This window comes from Citrobacter sp. Cb041, assembly GCF_030336655.1.
GTDB lineage: Bacteria > Pseudomonadota > Gammaproteobacteria > Enterobacterales > Enterobacteriaceae > Citrobacter > Citrobacter braakii.
This window is the reverse complement of the sequence record NZ_JAOWDD010000039.1, coordinates 114,786-134,178: the sequence shown is the minus strand read 5'-3', so window position 1 is coordinate 134,178 and position 19,393 is coordinate 114,786. Positions and strand designations below refer to the sequence as shown.

The following is a 19,393-nucleotide window of genomic DNA, read 5'->3' as shown; positions in this document are numbered from 1 at the left end:
ATGTCTCGTAATACTGAAGCAACTGACGATGTCAACACCTGGGCTGGCGGGCACCTTAATTACAAAGAGGGCTTCTTCACCCATCTACAAACCGATGAGCTGGCGAAAGGGATTAACGAAGATGTCGTGCGCGCGATTTCGGCAAAACGTAATGAACCCGACTGGATGCTGGAATTTCGCCTGAATGCCTTTAAAGCGTGGCTAACCATGGAAGAGCCGCACTGGCTAAAAGCGCATTACGATAAGCTGAACTATCAGGAGTACAGTTATTACTCCGCGCCGTCCTGCGGTAATTGCGATGAAACCTGCGCGTCTGAGCCGGGCGCGGTGCAGCAAACGGGGGCGAATGCGTTTTTAAGTAAAGAAGTTGAGGACGCATTTGAGCAGCTTGGCGTGCCGGTCCGCGAAGGCAAAGAGGTGGCGGTTGATGCCATTTTTGACTCGGTGTCGGTGGCGACAACTTATCGCGATAAACTGGCGGAACAGGGCATTATTTTCTGTTCGTTTGGTGAGGCGATTCACGATCACCCTGAGCTGGTAAAACAATATCTGGGTACGGTTGTCCCGGGTAATGACAATTTTTTTGCGGCGCTGAATGCGGCGGTGGCCTCCGACGGCACGTTTATTTATGTCCCGAAAGGTGTACGTTGCCCAATGGAACTGTCGACCTATTTCCGTATAAATGCGGAAAAAACCGGTCAGTTTGAACGCACCATTCTGGTTGCGGATGAGGGCAGTTACGTCAGCTATATCGAAGGCTGTTCAGCCCCGGTACGCGATAGCTACCAACTGCATGCCGCGGTGGTGGAAGTCATCATCCACAAAGATGCCGAAGTGAAATACTCGACGGTACAAAACTGGTTCCCTGGTGATGGTAACACCGGCGGCATTTTGAACTTCGTCACCAAGCGCGCTCTGTGCGAAGGCGAAAACAGCAAAATGTCGTGGACGCAGTCGGAAACCGGCTCGGCCATTACCTGGAAATACCCAAGCTGTATTCTGCGCGGCGACAACTCTATCGGCGAATTCTACTCCGTCGCGTTGACCAGTGGTTATCAGCAGGCCGATACCGGCACCAAGATGATCCACATCGGCAAGAACACCAAATCGACCATTATCTCGAAAGGGATCTCCGCTGGACACAGTCAAAACAGCTATCGCGGCTTAGTGAAGATCATGCCAACCGCAACCAACGCCCGCAACTATACCCAATGCGACTCGATGCTGATTGGCGCGGATTGTGGAGCGCACACCTTCCCGTATGTGGAGTGTCGTAACAACAGCGCCCAGCTTGAGCATGAAGCCACGACCTCGCGCATTGGTGAAGACCAACTGTTTTACTGTTTACAGCGCGGCATCAGCGAAGAGGATGCCATTTCGATGATCGTTAATGGTTTCTGTAAAGACGTGTTCTCTGAACTGCCGCTGGAATTTGCCGTTGAAGCGCAAAAACTTCTCGCCATAAGTCTTGAACACAGCGTCGGTTAAAATTTAAGGAAAGCACATGTTAAGCATTAAAAATTTACAGGTCAGTGTGGAAGATAAGGCGATCCTGCGTGGGCTGAGCCTGGATATTGGCCCAGGAGAGGTACACGCCATTATGGGGCCGAACGGCTCCGGGAAAAGTACGCTTTCCGCAACGCTCGCCGGGCGCGATGACTACGAAGTCACCGGCGGGACGGTAGAATTCAACGGTAAGGATTTACTGGAACTGTCACCCGAAGACCGGGCCGGTGAAGGGATCTTTATGGCATTTCAGTATCCGGTAGAAATCCCCGGCGTCAGTAATCAGTTTTTCCTGCAAACGGCACTGAATGCGGTGCGCAGCTACCGTGGTGAAGAGTCGCTGGACAGGTTTGACTTCCAGGATCTGATGGAAGAGAAAATCGCGTTATTGAAGATGCCGGAAGATTTGCTAACGCGTTCGGTCAACGTTGGTTTCTCCGGTGGCGAGAAAAAGCGTAATGACATTTTGCAAATGGCGGTGCTGGAACCTCAGCTGTGCATTCTTGATGAGTCGGACTCCGGGCTGGATATCGACGCGCTGAAAGTCGTTGCGGATGGCGTGAACTCGCTGCGCGACGGGCAACGTTCATTCATTATCGTCACCCACTATCAGCGCATCCTGGATTACATCAAACCCGATTATGTGCACGTTCTTTACCAGGGGCGAATTGTGAAATCCGGCGATTTCACGCTGGTCAAACAACTGGAGGAGCAAGGTTATGGCTGGCTTAGCGAACAGCAGTAACGTGCTGCAACAGTGGCATCATCTGTTTGAAACGCAAGGGGAGACGCGCTCGCACCATGCCCAGCAGCACCTGCAGCAGATGCTGCGTCTGGGACTGCCAACGCGTAAGCATGAGGACTGGAAATACACGCCGTTGGAAGGATTAACCAACAGCCAGTTTGTCAGTCATGTCACTGAGATAACGTCCGCCCAGTGTGAAGCGTTAGCGCCGGCTATTGATGCTGTCCGCCTGGTGTTTGTTGACGGGCAATTCTGTCCAACGCTCAGCGACAGCGCGGAAGGTAGCGGGTTCAACATTACCGTTGATGATGTGCGCCAGTCGCTACCGGTGGCTATCCAACCGGAAGTCTTTCTGCACCTGACCGAAAGCCTCTCCCGCAGCGTAACGCACATTCAGGTGAAGCGTAACCAGCGACCGGCAAAACCATTGCTGCTGCTGCACATTACCCAGGGGCTGGCGGGTGATGAGGTGAACACGGCGCACTATCGCCACCATCTGGATCTGGCAGAAGGCGCAGAAGCCACCGTCATTGAACACTATGTCAGCCTCAGCGAATATCGCCATTTTACCGGTGCACGATTAACGATGAACGTCGCGGCAAACGCACACTTGCGCCACATCAAACTGGCGTTTGAGAATCCGCTCAGCCACCACTTCGCGCATAATGATATTCAGTTGGGCGCTGATGCCACGGCCGCCAGCCACAGCTTTTTACTCGGTGATGCGGTGTTGCGCCATAACACCAGCACCCAGCTTAACGGCGAAAACACCACGCTTCGGCTTAACAGCCTGGCGATGCCGGTGAAAAATGAAGTCTGCGATACCCGCACCTGGCTTGCGCACAACAAGGGATATTGCAACAGTCGACAACTGCATAAAACGATTGTCAGCGATAAGGGGCGCGCGGTATTCAATGGCCTGATCAACGTCGCTCAGCACGCCATTAAAACCGACGGTCAGATGACCAACAATAATTTGCTGCTCGGAAAACTGGCGGAAGTGGATACCAAGCCGCAGCTTGAAATTTACGCCGACGACGTGAAATGCAGCCACGGGGCGACGGTAGGGCGGATCGACGACGAGCAGATGTTCTATCTACGTTCGCGCGGGATCGGCCAGCAGGATGCCCAACAAATGATTCTCTATGCGTTTGCCGCTGAGCTGACGGAAGCCCTGGGCGAGGAAACGCTGAAACAACAGGTCCTGGCACGGATCGCCCAACGCTTGCCGGGAGGCGTAGCATGACATTTCCCATTGAAAAAGTGCGGGCTGATTTTCCGGTCCTGACGCGCGAAGTGAACGGTTTACCGTTGGCGTATCTGGATAGCGCCGCCAGTGCGCAAAAGCCCAACCAGGTGATTGATGCCGAAGCCGAGTTTTACCGTCACGGCTATGCCGCGGTCCACCGCGGGATCCATACGCTGAGCGCGCAGGCCACGGAAAAAATGGAGAATGTGCGCAAGCTCGCCTCGCTGTTTATCAACGCCCGTTCAGCTGAAGAACTGGTGTTTGTTCGCGGCACAACGGAAGGTATCAACCTGGTAGCTAACAGCTGGGGCGGCAGCAATGTGCGGGCGGGCGATAACATTATCATCAGCGAAATGGAGCACCACGCCAATATTGTGCCCTGGCAGATGTTGTGCGCCCGCGTAGGTGCAGAACTGCGCGTTATTCCGCTCAATACAGAGGGTACGTTGCAACTGGAAACGCTGCCGACGCTGTTTGACGATCGCACGAAACTGCTGGCGATTACCCATGTGTCTAACGTGCTGGGCACGGAAAACCCATTGGTTGAGATGATTGAGCTGGCGCATCAATACGGTGCGAAAGTGCTGGTGGATGGCGCACAGGCAGTTATGCATCATCAGGTGGATGTGCAGGCGCTGGATTGCGACTTCTATGTTTTCTCTGGGCACAAGCTCTACGGGCCAACTGGTATTGGCGTTCTGTATGCCAGAGAGTCGTTGCTGCAGGAGATGCCGCCGTGGGAAGGCGGTGGGTCGATGATTGCGACGGTGAGCCTGAGCCAGGGGACGACGTGGGCCAAAGCCCCCTGGCGGTTTGAAGCCGGAACGCCAAACACCGGGGGAATTATTGGACTCGGCGCGGCTATTGAATATGTTTCCGCGCTGGGGCTTACTGAAATCAGCGAATATGAACAATTCCTGATGCGCTATGCGCTGGAACAGTTGGCGGATGTGCCGGATTTAACGCTCTACGGGCCGGATAATCGTCTGGGGGTGATTGCGTTTAACCTCGGCAAACATCACGCCTATGATGTCGGGAGTTTTCTTGATAACTATGGTATCGCCGTGCGGACAGGGCATCACTGCGCTATGCCGCTGATGGCCTACTATAACGTTCCTGCGATGTGCCGGGCGTCGATTGCCATGTACAACACCCACGAAGAAGTGGATCGCCTGGTAACGGGCCTCAAGCGTATTCATCACTTACTGGGATAACAGGGAGGCGTTATGGCTGCGCTACCGGATAAAGAAAAGTTGTTGCGTAATTTTCTGCGTTGCGCTAATTGGGAAGAGAAATACCTGTACATTATTGAACTGGGTCAGCGTTTGCCGGAATTAAACGACGTCGATCGTAATACGGAAAATAGCATCCAGGGCTGTCAAAGTCAGGTATGGATTGTCATGCGTCAGAATGCTGAAGGAATTATTGAATTACAGGGCGACAGCGATGCGGCAATTGTGAAAGGGCTTATCGCTGTCGTATTCATTTTATATGACCGCATGACGGCCCAGGATATTGTGAATTTTGATGTGCGTCCGTGGTTTGAAAAAATGGCGCTCGCACAGCATCTCACACCGTCTCGTTCACAAGGGCTGGAGGCGATGATTCGGGCTATTCGCACCAAAGCCGCAACTCTTAGCTAAACTGATAAAACACGTCAATTTCAGCTCGACGTGAAAGAGTGAGGTAGTGCAACGCAGTGACTCGTAGGCCGGATCTGGCGCTCGACGCCGTCCGGCAGGAACGCCAGGGGGGTGAGTATGAAACGCGCGTCTGTTATTACGTTAATGCTAATCGGCGCTTACAGCGCTATTCAGGCCGCATGGGCGGTCGATTATCCTTTGCCTCAGGCGAACAGCCGTCTTGTTGGGCAAAATCAAACTTACACCGTGCAGGAAGGCGATAAAAACCTACAGGCGATTGCCCGTAAGTTTGATACCGCCGCAATGCTGATCCTTGAAGCCAATAATACGATTGCCCCCGTACCTAAACCCGGAACGCTGATTACTATTCCCTCGCAATTACTGCTACCGGATGCACCACGAGAAGGCATTATTGTGAATCTGGCGGAACTGCGTCTGTATTACTTCCCGCCGGGAGAGAATATTGTTCAGGTTTTCCCAATTGGTATCGGTTTGCAGGGGCTGGAAACGCCGGTAATGGAAACCCGGGTTGGGCAGAAAATCCCGAATCCGACCTGGACCCCTACAGCAGGCATCCGTAAACGCTCTTTGGAGCGCGGCATAACATTACCGCCGGTAGTACCTGCCGGGCCAAATAACCCGTTAGGACGCTTTGCACTGCGTCTGGCGCATGGAAACGGTGAATATCTGATCCATGGCACCAGTGCGCCGGACAGCGTGGGACTGCGCGTAAGTTCTGGGTGTATTCGCATGAACGCGCCGGACATCAAAGCACTGTTTGCTCAGGTCCGGACAGGAACGCCGGTTCGGGTGATTAATGAGCCGATAAAATATTCGATAGAGCCGAACGGAATGCGCTATGTCGAGGTGCATCGACCGCTGTCGCCGGAAGAGGAGCAAAACGTCCAGACCATGCCGTATGTGCTGCCAGCCGGTTTTACCCAGTTTAAAGACAATAAAGCCGTGGATAACAGTTTGGTGGAAAGAGCCTTGTATCGTCGTGCGGGCTATCCGGTCACCGTAACGGCCGGGCAAGCGTCGGTCGTAAGCAATGGCGCGGAAGTGAAGTCTGCACAGAATGGCGTGCCGGGAGAGGATGCAGAGGTGCGCGCTACGCAATAACAGGGAAGGGAAATTCAGAGCAAAAAAAATGGCGCACAATGTGCGCCATTTTTATTACACAGATACTATTACTTGCGGTATTTAGTAGCTGCGTTGTCCAGACGCTGGTTAGCGCGAGCTGCGTCATCTTTAGCAGCCTGAACGTCGGAACGCATTGCGTTCACGTCGTTGCTCAGCTGGTCAACTTTAGCGTTCAGAGTCTGAACGTCAGAAGACAGCTGATCGATTTTAGCGTTGCTGGAGCAACCTGCCAGCAGAGTAGAACCCAGGATTACCGCGCCCAGTACCAGTTTAGTACGATTCATTATTAATACCCTCTAGATTGAGTTAATCTCCATGTAGCGTTACAAGTATTACACAAAGTTTTTTATGTTGAGAATATTTTTTTGATGGGAATGCACTTATTTTTGATCGTTCGCTCAAAGAAGCATCGAATTGTGCAAAAACGGCTAAAAACCCGAGTGAAAACAGAAAGCTTCCATCGGATTCATCTTAGATAATCACGGATTAGATAGTGAAATCCGATTTGATTTTTTATTAATTGTAGCTATCGATAAAATAAAAAAAGCGCCACCAGGGCGCTTTTTTAAGCAAATTAATTCGCGTTGGAATTATTACAGTACGTGAACGGATGCCGTGTTGGTCGTGCCGCTCGGAACCAGTGCACCGGAAACCATCACCACAACGTCACCTTTCTGAGCCAGACCGCTTTCCAGAGCGACTTCTTTACCCAGACGATAGAAATCATCGGTAGAGCTGATTTCTTTAACTACCTGTGCAACAACGCCTTTGCTCAGCACCAGCTGACGCGCGGTAGTTTCGTTGGTGGTCAGCGCCAGGATAGTGGCATCCGGGAAATATTTACGTACTGCGCGAGCAGATTTACCGCCCTGGGTTGCTACAACGATCAGCGGAGCATCCAGTTTTTCTGCAGTTTCAACCGCGCCACGGCAAACGGCTTCGGTGATGCGCAGTTTGCGGCTGTCGTTGTTGAAGTCCAGACGGCTGGTCATCACGCGGTCGGTACGCTCACAGATGGTTGCCATGATGGTGACGGCTTCCAGCGGGTATTTACCTTTTGCAGACTCGCCAGACAGCATTACTGCATCGGTACCGTCGAGGATGGCGTTCGCTACGTCACCGGCTTCAGCGCGGGTCGGACGCGGGTTTTTGATCATGGAGTCCAGCATCTGGGTCGCAGTGATAACGACTTTACGTGCACGGATACATTTTTCGATGATCATCTTCTGCGCGAAGATAACTTCTTCAACCGGGATCTCAACGCCCATGTCGCCACGAGCAACCATGATGCCGTCAGATGCTTCGAGGATTTCGTCGAAGTTGTTCAGGCCTTCCTGGTTTTCGATTTTGGAGATGATCTGGATGTTTTCGCCGCCGTGCGCTTTCAGGTGCTCACGGATTTCAACGACGTCAGAACGTTTACGGATAAAGGATGCTGCAACGAAGTCAACGCCTTGCTCGCAACCGAAGATCAGGTCCTGTTTGTCTTTTTCAGCCAGTGCTGGCAGCGCGATGGAAACGCCCGGCAGGTTAACGCCTTTGTTTTCGCCCAGGTCGCCGTTGTTCAGCACTTTACAGATAACTTTATTACCTTCGATAGCGGTAACTTCCATGCCGATCAGACCATCGTCAACCAGAACGGTATTGCCGACGGACAGATCTTTAGTGAAGCCTTCATAAGTAACAGCAACGATTTCGTTGTTGCCGACCACAGATTTGTCGGTGGTGAAGGTGAAGGTCTGGCCCGCTTTCAGGGAAACGTCGTTACCGCCTTCCAGTTTGATGGTACGGATTTCCGGACCTTTGGTGTCGAGCAGGATTGCGGCTTTCTTGCCGGTTTTGCTCATGACGTTGCGCAAATTCTTGATGCGCTGACCGTGTTCTTCATAGTCCCCATGGGAGAAGTTCAGACGCATGACGTTCATGCCCGCGTCCAGCATTTTGGTTAACATCTCTTCGGATTCGGTTTTCGGACCGATGGTGCAAACAATTTTCGTCTTTTTCATGACAGTCTTAGTCTTTAAGTTGAGAAGGATATGGAAATCTGGCTCCCGCCGCGCACGGACGGGAAGCTAAACCTGAGTTACGAAAGTTGTGATGCCTCGCTCTAAGGATAGGTGACATCGAAAGAGCGTGCAGAGGAATGTGTGCTTGTGTTTCAGCCCAACGGGATGGTGAGTTTTGTAGTCGTTGAGTTTTACAGGTCAATGTGCTGAAACCATTCAAGAGACAATTGGCGCGCATTATACGCTGAAAATTATCAAAAAGGAAAATGGAAACAGCGTTTCAAAACACTTCTGTGCAGTTTTACAGAAAATATTCATTAATTTGTTTCCAGGTATGGATAAAGAGGTTGTTCGCAGCAGCATTTGTTGCGCAACAAGGTGTAACTGTCACCCCAATGCCGTTCAGCTAACACCTTAGTTTCAGAAAGCATCAACATGTGTTGGCGGAGGTAATGAACATCCCATCGCAGAGAAAGGGTTCCGTTCACCTCATGTTCATCGTTTCTCTGAAACACGATTCCAGTGAACGTGTTAAGGGTACTATCGCCGTACCCTTAACAATCCCGGCTCCCGGCGGGAAAATTGCCGCTCCGCGGTCCCCTCCGTTTATTCCTCCAGGCTACCGGGCCGGGCGCGAGGCAGCGTCCCTGCAAAACGCGCCCTGAACCCGCATCCCTGCGGGTTCTCCCGGCCTTACGGAAACACGTCGGCAATTTTCAGCCGGACCAGCCCACACCTGACCCCCTGCGTTTTTATTGGAATATATCTGAACAGCAAAACAGAGTTAACTGGAAGTCAGTGCGTTGCAGCGATGACCCCGGTCAGGCTGAAAATCGATGAGCCTCCCTTGCACGTTCACGGGTATCTGAGCTTCAGAGAATTGATACCACTGAGGTGAACGGAACCCTGAGCCGAAATCATATGTTCTCAATAATGCTTAACTGACAAGCATTACATCCCAATCCCTGACTTTTTGTGTATAACTCCGACCAAACCGACATATTTCTAAAAGTTATATCAAATGCGTTTTAATTCATTTTAAAAGCTAATCTCACTGATTACACTCGTTTGGACATCCATACTGCTAAACAGCCAAAAGCGCTAGCAGCAGAACAATAAGCAGCAGCGGATACCTAAACGACATGATTGTCCTGAAAAATATTTCGAAAGTGTTTACGCCAGGCAGGCTTGCCATTACCGCTGTCGATAACGTCAACCTGACGGTTGAACAGGGACAGATTTACGGAATTATTGGTTACAGCGGGGCGGGGAAAAGCACCTTAATACGCTTACTTAATGGTCTGGAAAAACCGACTTCAGGCAGCGTAACGATTAACGGCCACGATATCTCTGCCGCCCGTGGGGAATCTTTACGTCAGGCGCGACTGAAAATCAGCATGGTGTTTCAACACTTCAATTTGCTGTGGTCACGAACGGTTAGTGAAAATATTGCGTTCTCTATGCAAATTGCTGGAGCACCAAAAGCATCAATTAAAGCGCGAGTTGCTGAACTGATTTCGCTGGTGGGGCTGAGCGGTCGTGAAAATGCGTATCCGTCCCAGCTTAGCGGTGGGCAAAAACAGCGGGTAGGAATTGCCCGTGCGCTGGCGAACAATCCTGACGTTCTGCTGTGTGACGAAGCCACTTCGGCGCTGGATCCGCAAACTACCGATCAGATCCTCGATTTGCTGCTCGATATTAATCGCCGTTTCAAATTAACCATTGTGCTGATCACGCATGAAATGCACGTGGTACGCAAAATCTGCGATCGCGTCGCGGTAATGGAAAACGGCAGGGTCGTTGAGGAAGGCGACGTGCTCAACGTCTTTACCCATCCGCAGCAGCCGATCACCCGACAGTTCGTTCGTCAGGTGAGTCAGTACACCGAAGAAGACGAGTTTAACCCACAGTTGGCCCGCGAGCTGGGCGGTGTGGTGATCAAGCTAACGTTTACCGGGCAACGTACGCATCGGCCTGTGGTTGGCGAATTGACCCTGCGCTATGGCCTGCCGTTTAACATTTTACACGGCAAGATGACGCAAACCGCGCACGGTGTGTTTGGTCAGCTTTGGGTGCACGTTGTGGCCTCTGAGGAACAATTGAACAATATTTTGGCCGATCTGCGCCAGAGCGACATTGAAGGCGAGGTGATAAACCATGGCTGAAGAACTGTTTCCTCATCTGAAGTGGGAGCAACTGCTGGCAGCAACCCAGGAAACGCTCTACATGACGGTCCTTTCTGGCGCGGCGACCTTTGTCCTGGGCGTTGCACTTGGTCTGGCGCTGTTCCTGACCGCACGCGGCGGACTGTTTCACAATCGCGCGGTGTATAGCGTTATTTCGCTGGTGGTGAATATCTTTCGTTCCATCCCGTTCATCATTCTGATCGTGCTGCTGATCCCGTTTACCAAAGCGATGGTTGGCACCATTCTCGGCGCTAATGCCGCGTTGCCTGCGCTGATTGTAGGGGCGGCACCGTTTTATGCGCGTCTGGTCGAAATTGCCCTGCGTGAAGTCGACAAAGGGGTTATTGAGGCGACGCGTTCGATGGGCGCACGGCTAAGCACGCTTATTTTTCGGGTTTTACTGCCGGAATCCTCTCCTGCTCTGGTGTCCGGGATCACCGTGACGCTGATTGCGCTGGTCAGCTACAGCGCGATGGCAGGGGTGATTGGTGCCGGTGGTTTAGGGAATTTGGCCTATCTGGAAGGATTCCAGCGCAACCACAGCGACGTCACGCTGGTGGCGACGGTGACGATTTTGCTCATTGTCTTCATCATCCAGCTTTGCGGCGATGTGATCACCTCTCTGTTAGATAAACGCTAATAAAATACGGAAACCATTATCATGAAAAAATCACTGACGTTACTCGCCGCAGCAACCTTAAGCGCCCTGAGCTTTGCCTCCTGGGCCGATACTCTGACCGTTGGCGCCTCAAACGTGCCGCACGCGGAGATCCTTGAGCAGGCTAAGCCTATTCTGGCGAAGCAAGGGATCGATTTAGAGATTAAACCGTTCCAGGATTACATTCTGCCCAACACCGCGCTGGCTGGCCGTGAGATTGACGCTAACTACTTCCAGCATATTCCGTACCTGAACAGCGTGATTAAAGATCATGCGGGCGATAAAACCTACGATTTCGTCAGTGCCGGAGCGATTCACATCGAGCCAATTGGGATCTATTCGAAAAAAGTGAAATCGCTTAAAGATCTGCCGGAAGGCGGCAAGGTCATCATGCGCGATGCGGTATCTGAGGAAGGCCGTATTCTGTCGATTTTCGAAAAAGAGGGCGTAATCAAGCTGAAGCCGGGCGTGGATAAAGTCACCGCGCGCATTAGCGATATCGTCGAGAACCCGAAAAAACTGAAGTTCCTGCCTAACGTGGAAGCCGCGCTGTTACCGCAGATGTATAACAACGACGAAGGCGATGCGGTGGTGATTAACGCCAACTACGCCATCGACGCCGGGCTGGATCCGGTGAAAGATCCTATCGCTGTCGAAAGTGGTGAAAACAACCCGTATGCCAACATCATTACCGTGCATCGTGGCGACGAGAAGAAAAAAGATATCGTGGCGCTGGTTGATGTCCTGCACTCAAAAGAGATCCAGGACTGGATCCGCACCAAATATAAAGGTGCGGTGATCCCGGTAAATAACTGATCCGCTGGCGTTACCTTATCCGGCCTACGATGTTCTGTAGGCCGGATAAAACGCGTTGGTGTGGCCATCCGGCGCTAGAGTTTCACTCGCTCAATCCTCGCTGGCAACCCCTGGCGCACCGCTGCACCTGACACCCAGTCAAGCCAGGTATTGGCTACCTGCCGGGAAGGATCCGCAAAGCCCAAATCGTTGAGATTAATCCCCGACCTTATTTGTGCGTCAAACGCCATCGGCTTGCCGTCGAGCGTATGCTGCGCCGCGCCCATTTCTTTATGCCCATAACCGTGTTCAATGGCGATCACGCCCGGCATCACGCCATTAAGCAGGCTTATCTGCGCCTGCGCCTGACCGCCAGGCGTGGTGATACGCACCATATCGCCGTGCGCTAAACCATATCGTTGACCATCCTGCGGATTAAGCGCCACCAGATTAACCGGCTTCAGATGATGCAAACGAGGGATCACCGCCGTGGCGCTGGACATGGTATTGGATTTAAAAGAAATCAGTTTCAGCGGCCACTCTTGTTCCGGGAACAACTCCTCGACCGCACGCCCATCTGACAGGCGTGAAGGATACCAGGCCGGGCAGCCGCTGTAGCGCTCGCCGGTAATTGCATGGCGGTGCGCGGCGACGTCCGCATTCCAGATTTGTAGCGGTTTTTCCCACGCATTGCCTATCCGATTCTCAACCCGCCCGCTGTTGTCTGGCGCAAAACGCCCACCGCGGGAGTAGATAAACGCCACCCGGCTGATTTCATCGGCTTTCAGCGTTTGGGTCATCACCGGCACGATCCGCTGTACCCCAGTCAACGCCAGGTCTTCCGGTTGCGCTTCAGCGACCGGCGCTTTGCCCATAAACGCAATATTGGCGGCGAGTCGCAGGTAGTAATCTTCCGCACGATTCAACGGATAGTGATTGCCCTGCAGATCGGTAATCGCATTGTCACCAAATCCGGGGAGCCCGATACGTTTTGCCACTGCGATACAGAAAGATTCCATCGAGGCGGGTTGACCATCAGCGGTACTGCTGGTTGCCGCTGTCACTACCGGCCAACGCGCGGTGGTGGCTTTACTGGCAACGCCGGCCCACGGGGCGCTGAATCCCCAACTTTCGAAGTTGTGGGTATCTGGCACGATGTAATCGGCCAGCGCCGTGGTTTCGTTCATAAAGGCGTCAATAGCGATAAACAGCGGCAGACGCGCAGGATCCTTGAGCTTTTCTTCCGCCACGCCGCGCAACCCTGCGATGCCGTAGAACGGGTTGGTCATGTTGGAGATCCAGGCTTTCAGCGGATAAGGGTAGCCTTCCAGCGCCGAGACGAGGAGTTCGGTAAGCTGGCCTGCGACAAACGGATACCACGGGGCTTTGGCCGGGAAGGGCGATTGTCCGGCCGCCACCTTATTGCGATACTCTTCGGAAGACTCATAAGCAGTTTTACTGCGCGCGATGCTTAATCCTTTTGGTTTTACCTTCCCGGCGAAGCTTTCCATGTTGTAGCGCGGACCGTCGGTGGCGCCATTGAACTTGCCGCCGCCGACAAATACGCCGCCTTCAAGACTGAGATTGCCAATCAGCGCATTGAGCATCATCACCGACCAGGCGTTATAAAATCCATTGCCTGCCATCATTCCACCGTGCGTAATCACCGCTGCCTGGCGGCCATGGCGGGTAAACGCGTCGGCCAGGGCGCCAATGTCAGCTTCAGACACGCCGCATTGTTGGCTGTACTGCGTCAGCGTTAGTTTCCCGGCGGACTCTTTCAGACACTGGAAGCTGCTTTTTACCGTCACCGTCTGACCGTCTGCCAGTGTGACCTGGCGGGTGACGAACAGCTGCGCGCGTGGGCAACTGCTGGCGGCGACAATTTCGCCGGCCTCGTTAATGACCACCGGCTCCTGGGCGGCGTTTGCACTCAGGTGCGCGAGGGTTAAATGCTGTCCGGCAAGGGTTGGAAGCTCATCGGTAATCACCAGATGCGTGGCGTTAGTCCAGCTTTTTTCTCCGGCCTGCTGCATGGCCTGTACGCCGGGAATGGTGAGATAATCGGCGTTATAACGCTGTTTTTCGATAATCCAACGGATCATCCCCATCGCCAGCGCGGAGTCACTTCCCGGACGTACAGGCTGCCAGTGGCCGCGATTGTCAGCCTGCACCGTGGTCAATGGCAGGGCCGGTGCCACCACCACGTAACGGAAGTCGTCGCGTAAACGGGCGCTGGCCAGTTGGCGAGCCTGGCGCTTAAACGGGTTACCGGATTGCGCCGGAGACGTTCCCATAAATAGCGCGAATTTGACATTGTCCCAGTCGGGCTTCACATGGGTATTTTTATCCAGATCGCCCATTAACGCACCGGAACCGGCCCGGTATGCCAGACCACAGTAAGCGCCATGAGCGCCGAAGTTTTTACTGCCAAAACTATTTAATGCAAAGCGGCGCAAAAATGTATCACGTCCTTCATCGCTGGTATTGGTGACCAGCAGTTGATTGGATTTAGGGCCAAAGCCGGGATGCCTGGCATCAAGCGGTGTGTTGGTGTCATGGATTGCCCGCAAGCCGTCAATGTGGCCTTCACCAAACAAGTCGCCGCCTTCCACCACCTCTTTGATCAGCTGTTCAAAGCTGATGCTCTGCCATTTTCCCTCACCGCGTTTGCCGACACGTTTCATGGGCTGGAGAATGCGTAACGGGCTGTATAAACCTTCAAGTAAGGTTGCGCCACGGGCGCAGGCCGTGGAACGAGCGTCAAGACCCGTTTCGCCCGCCAGTTGTTCCATTGCGGTGGCAAAGGGGACGGAGGCGTCAATATGGTGCTCGTGAGACAATGGGTGATAGGGGTTGCCCGCAATGCGCAACACCTTGCCTTGTTCGCTGTCAACGCGCACCCGCACGCCACACTGCGTCCAGCAGCCGAAGCACTGTGTCATGGAGATAACCTGCTGCGGGTTCTGCTGCCAGCGCGGCTGGGCATTGGCTTCGGGGATGAGGGCGTTACCAAAGATGCGGTCTCGGGTAATTTTGCCCGAGGAGCCGTCCAGCAAACCGTCTATCGCGCGCTTTGCCACATCCCGATAACTCAGGCCAAAAGTCACCATACCACCTACGGCAAGGCCTACTTTAAGCCACTGACGACGGGTTAAATTAGCCATGTTGCATTCTCCTTGCGATCGCGTTCAGGGCTTCACGAACAATAATGATCAGTGCTATCCACAGGCCGAAGGTGCCCACAATGGCCAGCCAGCCATCGGTACCACCGGGCAGGGTATAAGGATTAAACAGCGCGTTAAATTTCGGTACGGTCTGCACCTGGATAAGTAACGTCCAGCGCATCAGCCAGCACAGCGCCATCGCGCTAAATGCAAGTAATATGCGCAGCGGCAGCGATAAGGGGTTACGGAGCACCAGCCCGCACAGGACAAGCGAAACAAGCCATAGCGTAACCCAACCGATAGCGTAGTGTCGTGCTAACGGGGCAACGTTCAGCCATTGGCGAATAGCCGAACCGGAAAGCGTATTGCCGCTCACCCATATCACCACGACCAAAGCCAGTACCATCAGGGTGACTGCCTGCCCCCACGCCAGTTTGCGGGCCAATGTTCCCTCGCGTTTTGTCGCGGCGATGAGCAGGGCGAGAAACGTTTGCAGCGCGCTGAGGAACATCGCAACCGGAAAGGCGTAGCTGAACCAGACAGGACGCGCCTGCACTACCGACACTTCGCGGCCGGTGTATACCAGCAACCCGATGGCTGACAAGGCGCTACCTATCGCCAGCCACTTGGTGACACTGTAACTTTTAAGCGTTAACCGTTTAACATGCTGCGCCAGAAACCACAGACCTAAGAAGCCGGTAAATAGCGGTAAAAACAGCGCGCCCCAGGGCATCCAGGACCACGGCGTCGGCCAGGCGTAGAAATGCCAGACGCGGGCGGTTTGGTGTAAGTCAGCGGTCAGCGCCAGCGGCGCGGTAATCGCGCAGGTCAGGGCGATTAACAGCGTCAGGTTTTCCAGTTCCGGCATCTCTTGTTTACGCCAGTGAAGCACGCAGGCGAACAGCGCGGCGCAGGCGGCAATGCCGATGAAAAAGAAATATTGTACGGCCCAGGGTAACCAGCTTACGTCCTGGGGATGGGCCAGAACCTCTTCAATAACCAGTGAATGGTTCATTTAAACCTCCTGCCAGAGAGCGGGTTGAGCACGTCCCATCAACGGGGTTACAAACGCTTCGTCCAGACCCAGATAGAACACGTGCGGTGATGTCCCGTTTTCCGGTTTCAGGACTTTGATGGCGTCATGGTGTTCACGCAGCATTTGAGAAATCCGGCTGTGCGGATCTTTGATATCGCCTATGATGCGCGCGCCGCCGACGCAGGATTCCACGCAGGCCGGGAGCAGGCCAGCTTCGAGGCGATGAACGCAAAAGGTACATTTATCGGCGGTTTGTGTTTCATGGTTGATGAACCGCGCATCATAAGGGCAGGCCTGCACGCAGTAGGCGCAGCCCACGCAGCGCGTGTTGTCGACCACCACAATGCCGTCTTCGCGTTGGAAGGTAGCCTGTACCGGGCAAACGGGCACGCAGGGAGGATTATCACAATGGTTGCACAGCCGCGGCAGCAGGACGTTGGTGACGCTCTGCTGACCTTCAATCTGCACCTGGTACTGGTTAACGAGGGTGCGAAATTCACCCTGCGGCGTCTGGTTTTCAATGGCGCAACTGACAGTACAGGCCTGGCAGCCGATACAGCGTCGCAGGTCAACCAGCATGGCGTAGCGATGCTGAAGTGAGCCTTCATGGCGTTCAGGCGAGAAGGGAAATTGCGCCTGAGCCAAGGGTACCAGTGATGCGCCAGCGGTCAGGACGCCCAGTTGCTGGAGAAACTGCCGTTTACTGCTGTCCATATTTTCTCCCGTCACGATGCAACAACGAAACATTGGTCACGCCGTTGGTTTGCGTGTGATGAATAAAGAATCTTGATGATTTACAGTGTAAAAATCGTGACGGGGGGGACTCTATTGTGGTTAACCACATACCCGGCTTGTTGTTGATCTAAAACAACATAATTGACAGGGATAATTGAGTGGGACGCAACGTAGCAAAATGTCTGACGGTGCTGGTATCGCTATGGATGCTAAGCGGTGTGGTCAGGGCTCAGACATGGAACATTGGCGTTTTGGCGATGCGTGGGGAGGTCTCCACACGTAATCACTGGCAGCCGCTGGAAACCCTGTTGAATCAACAAATTCCCGGCGAACAGTTTCACATTCAACCACTGGACCTGCGGCAGATGCAGGAGGCGGTGAATCGTGGAACGGTACAATTTGTGGTCACTAATCCGGCGCAATTTGTTCAACTAAACAGCCGCGCTGCGCTACGCTGGCTGGCGTCACTCCGTTCTACTCGCGGGGGGAAAGCCACCAGTAATGTGATTGGCAGCGCGATCCTCGTCAGGCGCGATAGCGGGATAACCTCCGCACACGATCTGATCGGCAAAACGGTGGGTGCCATTGATGCTCAGGCATTTGGCGGCTATTTGCTGGGATATAAAGCGCTCAGCGATGCCGGCCTGCGCCCGGAGCGCGATTTGCGCCTGACGTTTACCGGATTTCCCGCCGATGCCTTACTCTATTTATTACGCGAAAAAGCCGTGCAGGCGGTGATTGTGCCGGTGTGCCTACTGGAAAAAATGGACGAAGAAGGGCTTATTCGTAAAACAGATTTTACGGCCGTGCTTAACCATCCGACGTCGATTCCCTGTTTAACCAGTACGCCGCTCTATCCTGACTGGTCATTTGCGGCACTGCCTGCGGTAAGCGACGAGCTGGCCGATCGCGTCACGCGGGCTCTGTTCAACGCGCCGCAAAACGCGACGTTTCGCTGGGGGGCGCCCGCCTCGACCCGCGAGGTGGAAGCGTTGCTGCGCGATGTCCGCCAGCATCCGCAGCAGCGCCAGCTGTGGCTGGATGTCAAAAGCTGGTTTATTCAACATCGGCTGGCGATGGGGGGCGCGGCTCTCGTACTGTTGTTGCTGACGCTCAATTACATCTGGGTGATGTTGCTGGTCCGCCGACGCGGCAGGCAGTTGGAGCAAAATAACGTACTGTTGCGCAAACAGGAACAAGAGCTGGAAACCGCTCGCCAAATGAGCGTGCTTGGCGAGATGACGTCGGGTTTTGCCCACGAGCTCAATCAGCCGCTATCGGCTATCCGTCATTATGCGCAGGGCTGTCTGATCCGCCTGCGTAATCAGGATCAACAGCATCCGCTGCTGCCCGCGCTGGAGCACATTGATACCCAGGCGCAGCGGGGGGCTGATACGCTGCACAATCTTCGCCAGTGGGTCAGCCAGGCACAGGGCAATCCGGTGATGACCGATGACTGGCAGGTCGTCAACGTTCATGATGCTATCCATCACGTCTGGCAATTATTACGCATGCCCCAGCAATTTCCGGCGGTAGCGCTGCAAACGCAGATCGGTAAGGCGTTAACATTAACGTTGCCGAGTGTTCTCCTCGAACAGGTACTGGCCAATGTGGTTCTCAACGCCGCCCAGGCGGGGGCAACCACCGTGTGGTTTAGCGCTCAGCGTGAGGATGGTGATGTGAGTATTCAGGTGCAGGATAACGCCGGAGGTATTGATGAGGTGCAGCTGTACCAGGCTTTTCAGCCGTTTATGACCACCCGTAAAGAGGGCATGGGGCTGGGGCTAGCCATTTGCCAGCGGCTGGTGCGCTACGCAAACGGAGACATTGAGATCAAAAATCATCAGGCTCCAGATGAAAAAGCGGGCGTGGTGGTGACATTACATTTTAAGCAAAACCCGGAGGGAGGCCGTCGTGGCAATCATTCATCTGCTGGATGACGATATTGCCGTCACCCAGGCTTGCGCGTTTTTACTGGAAAGTCTGGGATATGAGGTGTGTTGCTGGGAGCAAGGCGAAACATTCCTCATCGAGGCAAATCTGCACCAGGTGGGCGTACTTTTGCTGGATATGCGTATGCCTGTACTGGATGGGCATGCTGTGCATGAAGCCATGCGCCAGCGTGAGAGTACGCTGGCGGTGGTATTTCTCACCGGGCATGGCGATGTGCCGATGGCGGTTGAGCAAATGAAACGCGGTGCGGTCGATTTTTTGCAAAAGCCGGTTTCCGCCGCGCCTCTGCAAGCGGCGTTAGAGCATGCAGTGCAGATTTCTCACGCCGCCTTTTCGCGACAAGAGATCGTGGTTTGCTATCAGCAGCTTACGCCAAAGGAGCGAGAGCTGGCGCGACTGGTAGCAAAAGGGTTAATGAATCGGGAAATTGCTGATGCCATGAATATTGCCGTGCGCACGGTTGAGGTTCATCGGGCGCGGGTGATGGAAAAAATGCAGGCGGGGAGTCTTGCTGAACTGGTTAATCGACTGCAGAGGATTCAGTAAATTTATGACATTTATTTGATTTTCA

Annotated in this window: 17 protein-coding genes; 11 read left to right on the top strand and 6 right to left on the bottom strand. The window is 53.7% G+C overall.

Features of this window, described 5'->3' with window-relative positions:
- The 6 genes from sufB to ldtE all read left to right on the top strand — a co-directional run bounded on the left by sufB (position 1) and on the right by ldtE (position 6,265).
- The gene (gene sufB / locus OGV52_RS13600; RefSeq protein ID WP_016152906.1) at positions 1-1,488 is read left to right on the top strand and encodes a Fe-S cluster assembly protein SufB; all 1,488 of its coding nucleotides are present in this window, start codon (positions 1-3) and stop codon (positions 1,486-1,488) included.
- 16 nt (positions 1,489-1,504) lie between these two features.
- Positions 1,505-2,251 carry a Fe-S cluster assembly ATPase SufC gene (sufC, locus tag OGV52_RS13595; RefSeq protein WP_016152907.1) on the top strand — a complete coding sequence of 249 codons (747 nt, stop codon included), beginning with the start codon at positions 1,505-1,507 and terminating at the stop codon, positions 2,249-2,251.
- A complete protein-coding gene (gene sufD, locus OGV52_RS13590) occupies positions 2,226-3,497 on the top strand; it encodes a Fe-S cluster assembly protein SufD (RefSeq protein WP_200051744.1) in 1,272 nt (423 codons plus the stop codon). The genes sufC and sufD overlap by 26 nt, the downstream gene beginning before the upstream one ends.
- Positions 3,494-4,714, top strand: coding sequence for a cysteine desulfurase SufS (sufS, locus tag OGV52_RS13585; protein ID WP_016156370.1), 1,221 nt, complete (start codon positions 3,494-3,496; stop codon positions 4,712-4,714). Before sufD ends, sufS begins: the two co-directional genes overlap by 4 nt.
- 12 nt (positions 4,715-4,726) lie before the next feature.
- On the top strand, positions 4,727-5,143 hold the full coding sequence (gene sufE, locus OGV52_RS13580; RefSeq protein WP_103766237.1) for a cysteine desulfuration protein SufE: 417 nt from the start codon (positions 4,727-4,729) through the stop codon (positions 5,141-5,143).
- A gap of 117 nt (positions 5,144-5,260) precedes the next feature.
- Complete coding sequence (gene ldtE / locus OGV52_RS13575) at positions 5,261-6,265, top strand: L,D-transpeptidase LdtE (RefSeq protein WP_016152911.1); 1,005 nt, start codon at positions 5,261-5,263, stop codon at positions 6,263-6,265.
- A 68-nt stretch (positions 6,266-6,333) separates the two neighbouring features.
- Here ldtE and lpp read toward each other — a convergent pair whose 3' ends face one another.
- The 3 genes from lpp to ynhH all read right to left on the bottom strand — a co-directional run bounded on the left by lpp (position 6,334) and on the right by ynhH (position 8,494).
- Positions 6,334-6,570: a murein lipoprotein Lpp gene (gene lpp, locus OGV52_RS13570; protein ID WP_003029373.1), complete on the bottom strand. Its 237-nt coding sequence runs from the start codon at positions 6,568-6,570 to the stop codon at positions 6,334-6,336.
- Positions 6,571-6,879: 309 nt separating this feature from the next.
- Entirely contained in the window at positions 6,880-8,292 is a 1,413-nt protein-coding gene (gene pykF / locus OGV52_RS13565) for a pyruvate kinase PykF (RefSeq protein ID WP_016152912.1), read from the bottom strand.
- A gap of 7 nt (positions 8,293-8,299) precedes the next feature.
- Positions 8,300-8,494 carry a protein YnhH gene (gene ynhH / locus OGV52_RS13560; RefSeq protein ID WP_242637968.1) on the bottom strand — a complete coding sequence of 65 codons (195 nt, stop codon included), beginning with the start codon at positions 8,492-8,494 and terminating at the stop codon, positions 8,300-8,302.
- A 940-nt stretch (positions 8,495-9,434) separates the two neighbouring features.
- Here ynhH and OGV52_RS13555 point away from each other — a divergent pair.
- From OGV52_RS13555 to OGV52_RS13545, 3 genes are read left to right on the top strand one after another with little or no spacing between them, the layout of a single operon-like run.
- Positions 9,435-10,457 (top strand): methionine ABC transporter ATP-binding protein, encoded by a 1,023-nt coding sequence (locus OGV52_RS13555; protein WP_016156371.1) that lies wholly within the window; start codon positions 9,435-9,437, stop codon positions 10,455-10,457.
- Positions 10,450-11,118, top strand: coding sequence for a methionine ABC transporter permease (locus OGV52_RS13550; protein ID WP_016152914.1), 669 nt, complete (start codon positions 10,450-10,452; stop codon positions 11,116-11,118). The genes OGV52_RS13555 and OGV52_RS13550 overlap by 8 nt, the downstream gene beginning before the upstream one ends.
- A gap of 21 nt (positions 11,119-11,139) precedes the next feature.
- Positions 11,140-11,952, top strand: a complete 813-nt coding sequence (locus OGV52_RS13545) for a MetQ/NlpA family ABC transporter substrate-binding protein (RefSeq protein WP_003029358.1) — start codon at positions 11,140-11,142, stop codon at positions 11,950-11,952.
- 74 nt (positions 11,953-12,026) lie between these two features.
- Here OGV52_RS13545 and ttrA read toward each other — a convergent pair whose 3' ends face one another.
- The 3 genes from ttrA to ttrB are packed head-to-tail and all read right to left on the bottom strand — an operon-like array spanning position 12,027 to position 16,848.
- The gene (ttrA, locus tag OGV52_RS13540) at positions 12,027-15,098 is read right to left on the bottom strand and encodes a tetrathionate reductase subunit TtrA (protein WP_287108643.1); all 3,072 of its coding nucleotides are present in this window, start codon (positions 15,096-15,098) and stop codon (positions 12,027-12,029) included.
- On the bottom strand, positions 15,091-16,113 hold the full coding sequence (gene ttrC / locus OGV52_RS13535) for a tetrathionate reductase subunit TtrC (RefSeq protein WP_287108642.1): 1,023 nt from the start codon (positions 16,111-16,113) through the stop codon (positions 15,091-15,093). The genes ttrA and ttrC overlap by 8 nt, the downstream gene beginning before the upstream one ends.
- Entirely contained in the window at positions 16,114-16,848 is a 735-nt protein-coding gene (ttrB, locus tag OGV52_RS13530) for a tetrathionate reductase subunit TtrB (protein ID WP_019076686.1), read from the bottom strand.
- A gap of 227 nt (positions 16,849-17,075) precedes the next feature.
- Between ttrB and ttrS the strand changes: the two genes are divergently transcribed.
- Positions 17,076-18,809 carry a tetrathionate respiration histidine kinase TtrS gene (ttrS, locus tag OGV52_RS13525; protein ID WP_287108739.1) on the top strand — a complete coding sequence of 578 codons (1,734 nt, stop codon included), beginning with the start codon at positions 17,076-17,078 and terminating at the stop codon, positions 18,807-18,809.
- Entirely contained in the window at positions 18,784-19,368 is a 585-nt protein-coding gene (gene ttrR, locus OGV52_RS13520; protein WP_287108641.1) for a tetrathionate respiration response regulator TtrR, read from the top strand. Before ttrS ends, ttrR begins: the two co-directional genes overlap by 26 nt.
- Positions 19,369-19,393: the final 25 nt, after the last annotated feature.

What these genes read in the sequence shown, in the direction of transcription:
- ttrC (WP_287108642.1), bottom strand. Translation starts at nt 16,113, where the DNA reads ATGAACCATTCACTGGTTATTGAAGAGGTTCTGGCCCATCCCCAGGAC.
- sufB (WP_016152906.1), top strand. Translation starts at nt 1, where the DNA reads ATGTCTCGTAATACTGAAGCAACTGACGATGTCAACACCTGGGCTGGC.
- sufC (WP_016152907.1), top strand. Translation starts at nt 1,505, where the DNA reads ATGTTAAGCATTAAAAATTTACAGGTCAGTGTGGAAGATAAGGCGATC.
- sufS (WP_016156370.1), top strand. Translation starts at nt 3,494, where the DNA reads ATGACATTTCCCATTGAAAAAGTGCGGGCTGATTTTCCGGTCCTGACG.
- ttrB (WP_019076686.1), bottom strand. Translation starts at nt 16,848, where the DNA reads ATGGACAGCAGTAAACGGCAGTTTCTCCAGCAACTGGGCGTCCTGACC.
- OGV52_RS13545 (WP_003029358.1), top strand. Translation starts at nt 11,140, where the DNA reads ATGAAAAAATCACTGACGTTACTCGCCGCAGCAACCTTAAGCGCCCTG.
- OGV52_RS13555 (WP_016156371.1), top strand. Translation starts at nt 9,435, where the DNA reads ATGATTGTCCTGAAAAATATTTCGAAAGTGTTTACGCCAGGCAGGCTT.
- ttrS (WP_287108739.1), top strand. Translation starts at nt 17,076, where the DNA reads ATGCTAAGCGGTGTGGTCAGGGCTCAGACATGGAACATTGGCGTTTTG.
- sufD (WP_200051744.1), top strand. Translation starts at nt 2,226, where the DNA reads ATGGCTGGCTTAGCGAACAGCAGTAACGTGCTGCAACAGTGGCATCAT.
- OGV52_RS13550 (WP_016152914.1), top strand. Translation starts at nt 10,450, where the DNA reads ATGGCTGAAGAACTGTTTCCTCATCTGAAGTGGGAGCAACTGCTGGCA.
- ttrA (WP_287108643.1), bottom strand. Translation starts at nt 15,098, where the DNA reads ATGGCTAATTTAACCCGTCGTCAGTGGCTTAAAGTAGGCCTTGCCGTA.
- sufE (WP_103766237.1), top strand. Translation starts at nt 4,727, where the DNA reads ATGGCTGCGCTACCGGATAAAGAAAAGTTGTTGCGTAATTTTCTGCGT.
- ldtE (WP_016152911.1), top strand. Translation starts at nt 5,261, where the DNA reads ATGAAACGCGCGTCTGTTATTACGTTAATGCTAATCGGCGCTTACAGC.
- lpp (WP_003029373.1), bottom strand. Translation starts at nt 6,570, where the DNA reads ATGAATCGTACTAAACTGGTACTGGGCGCGGTAATCCTGGGTTCTACT.
- pykF (WP_016152912.1), bottom strand. Translation starts at nt 8,292, where the DNA reads ATGAAAAAGACGAAAATTGTTTGCACCATCGGTCCGAAAACCGAATCC.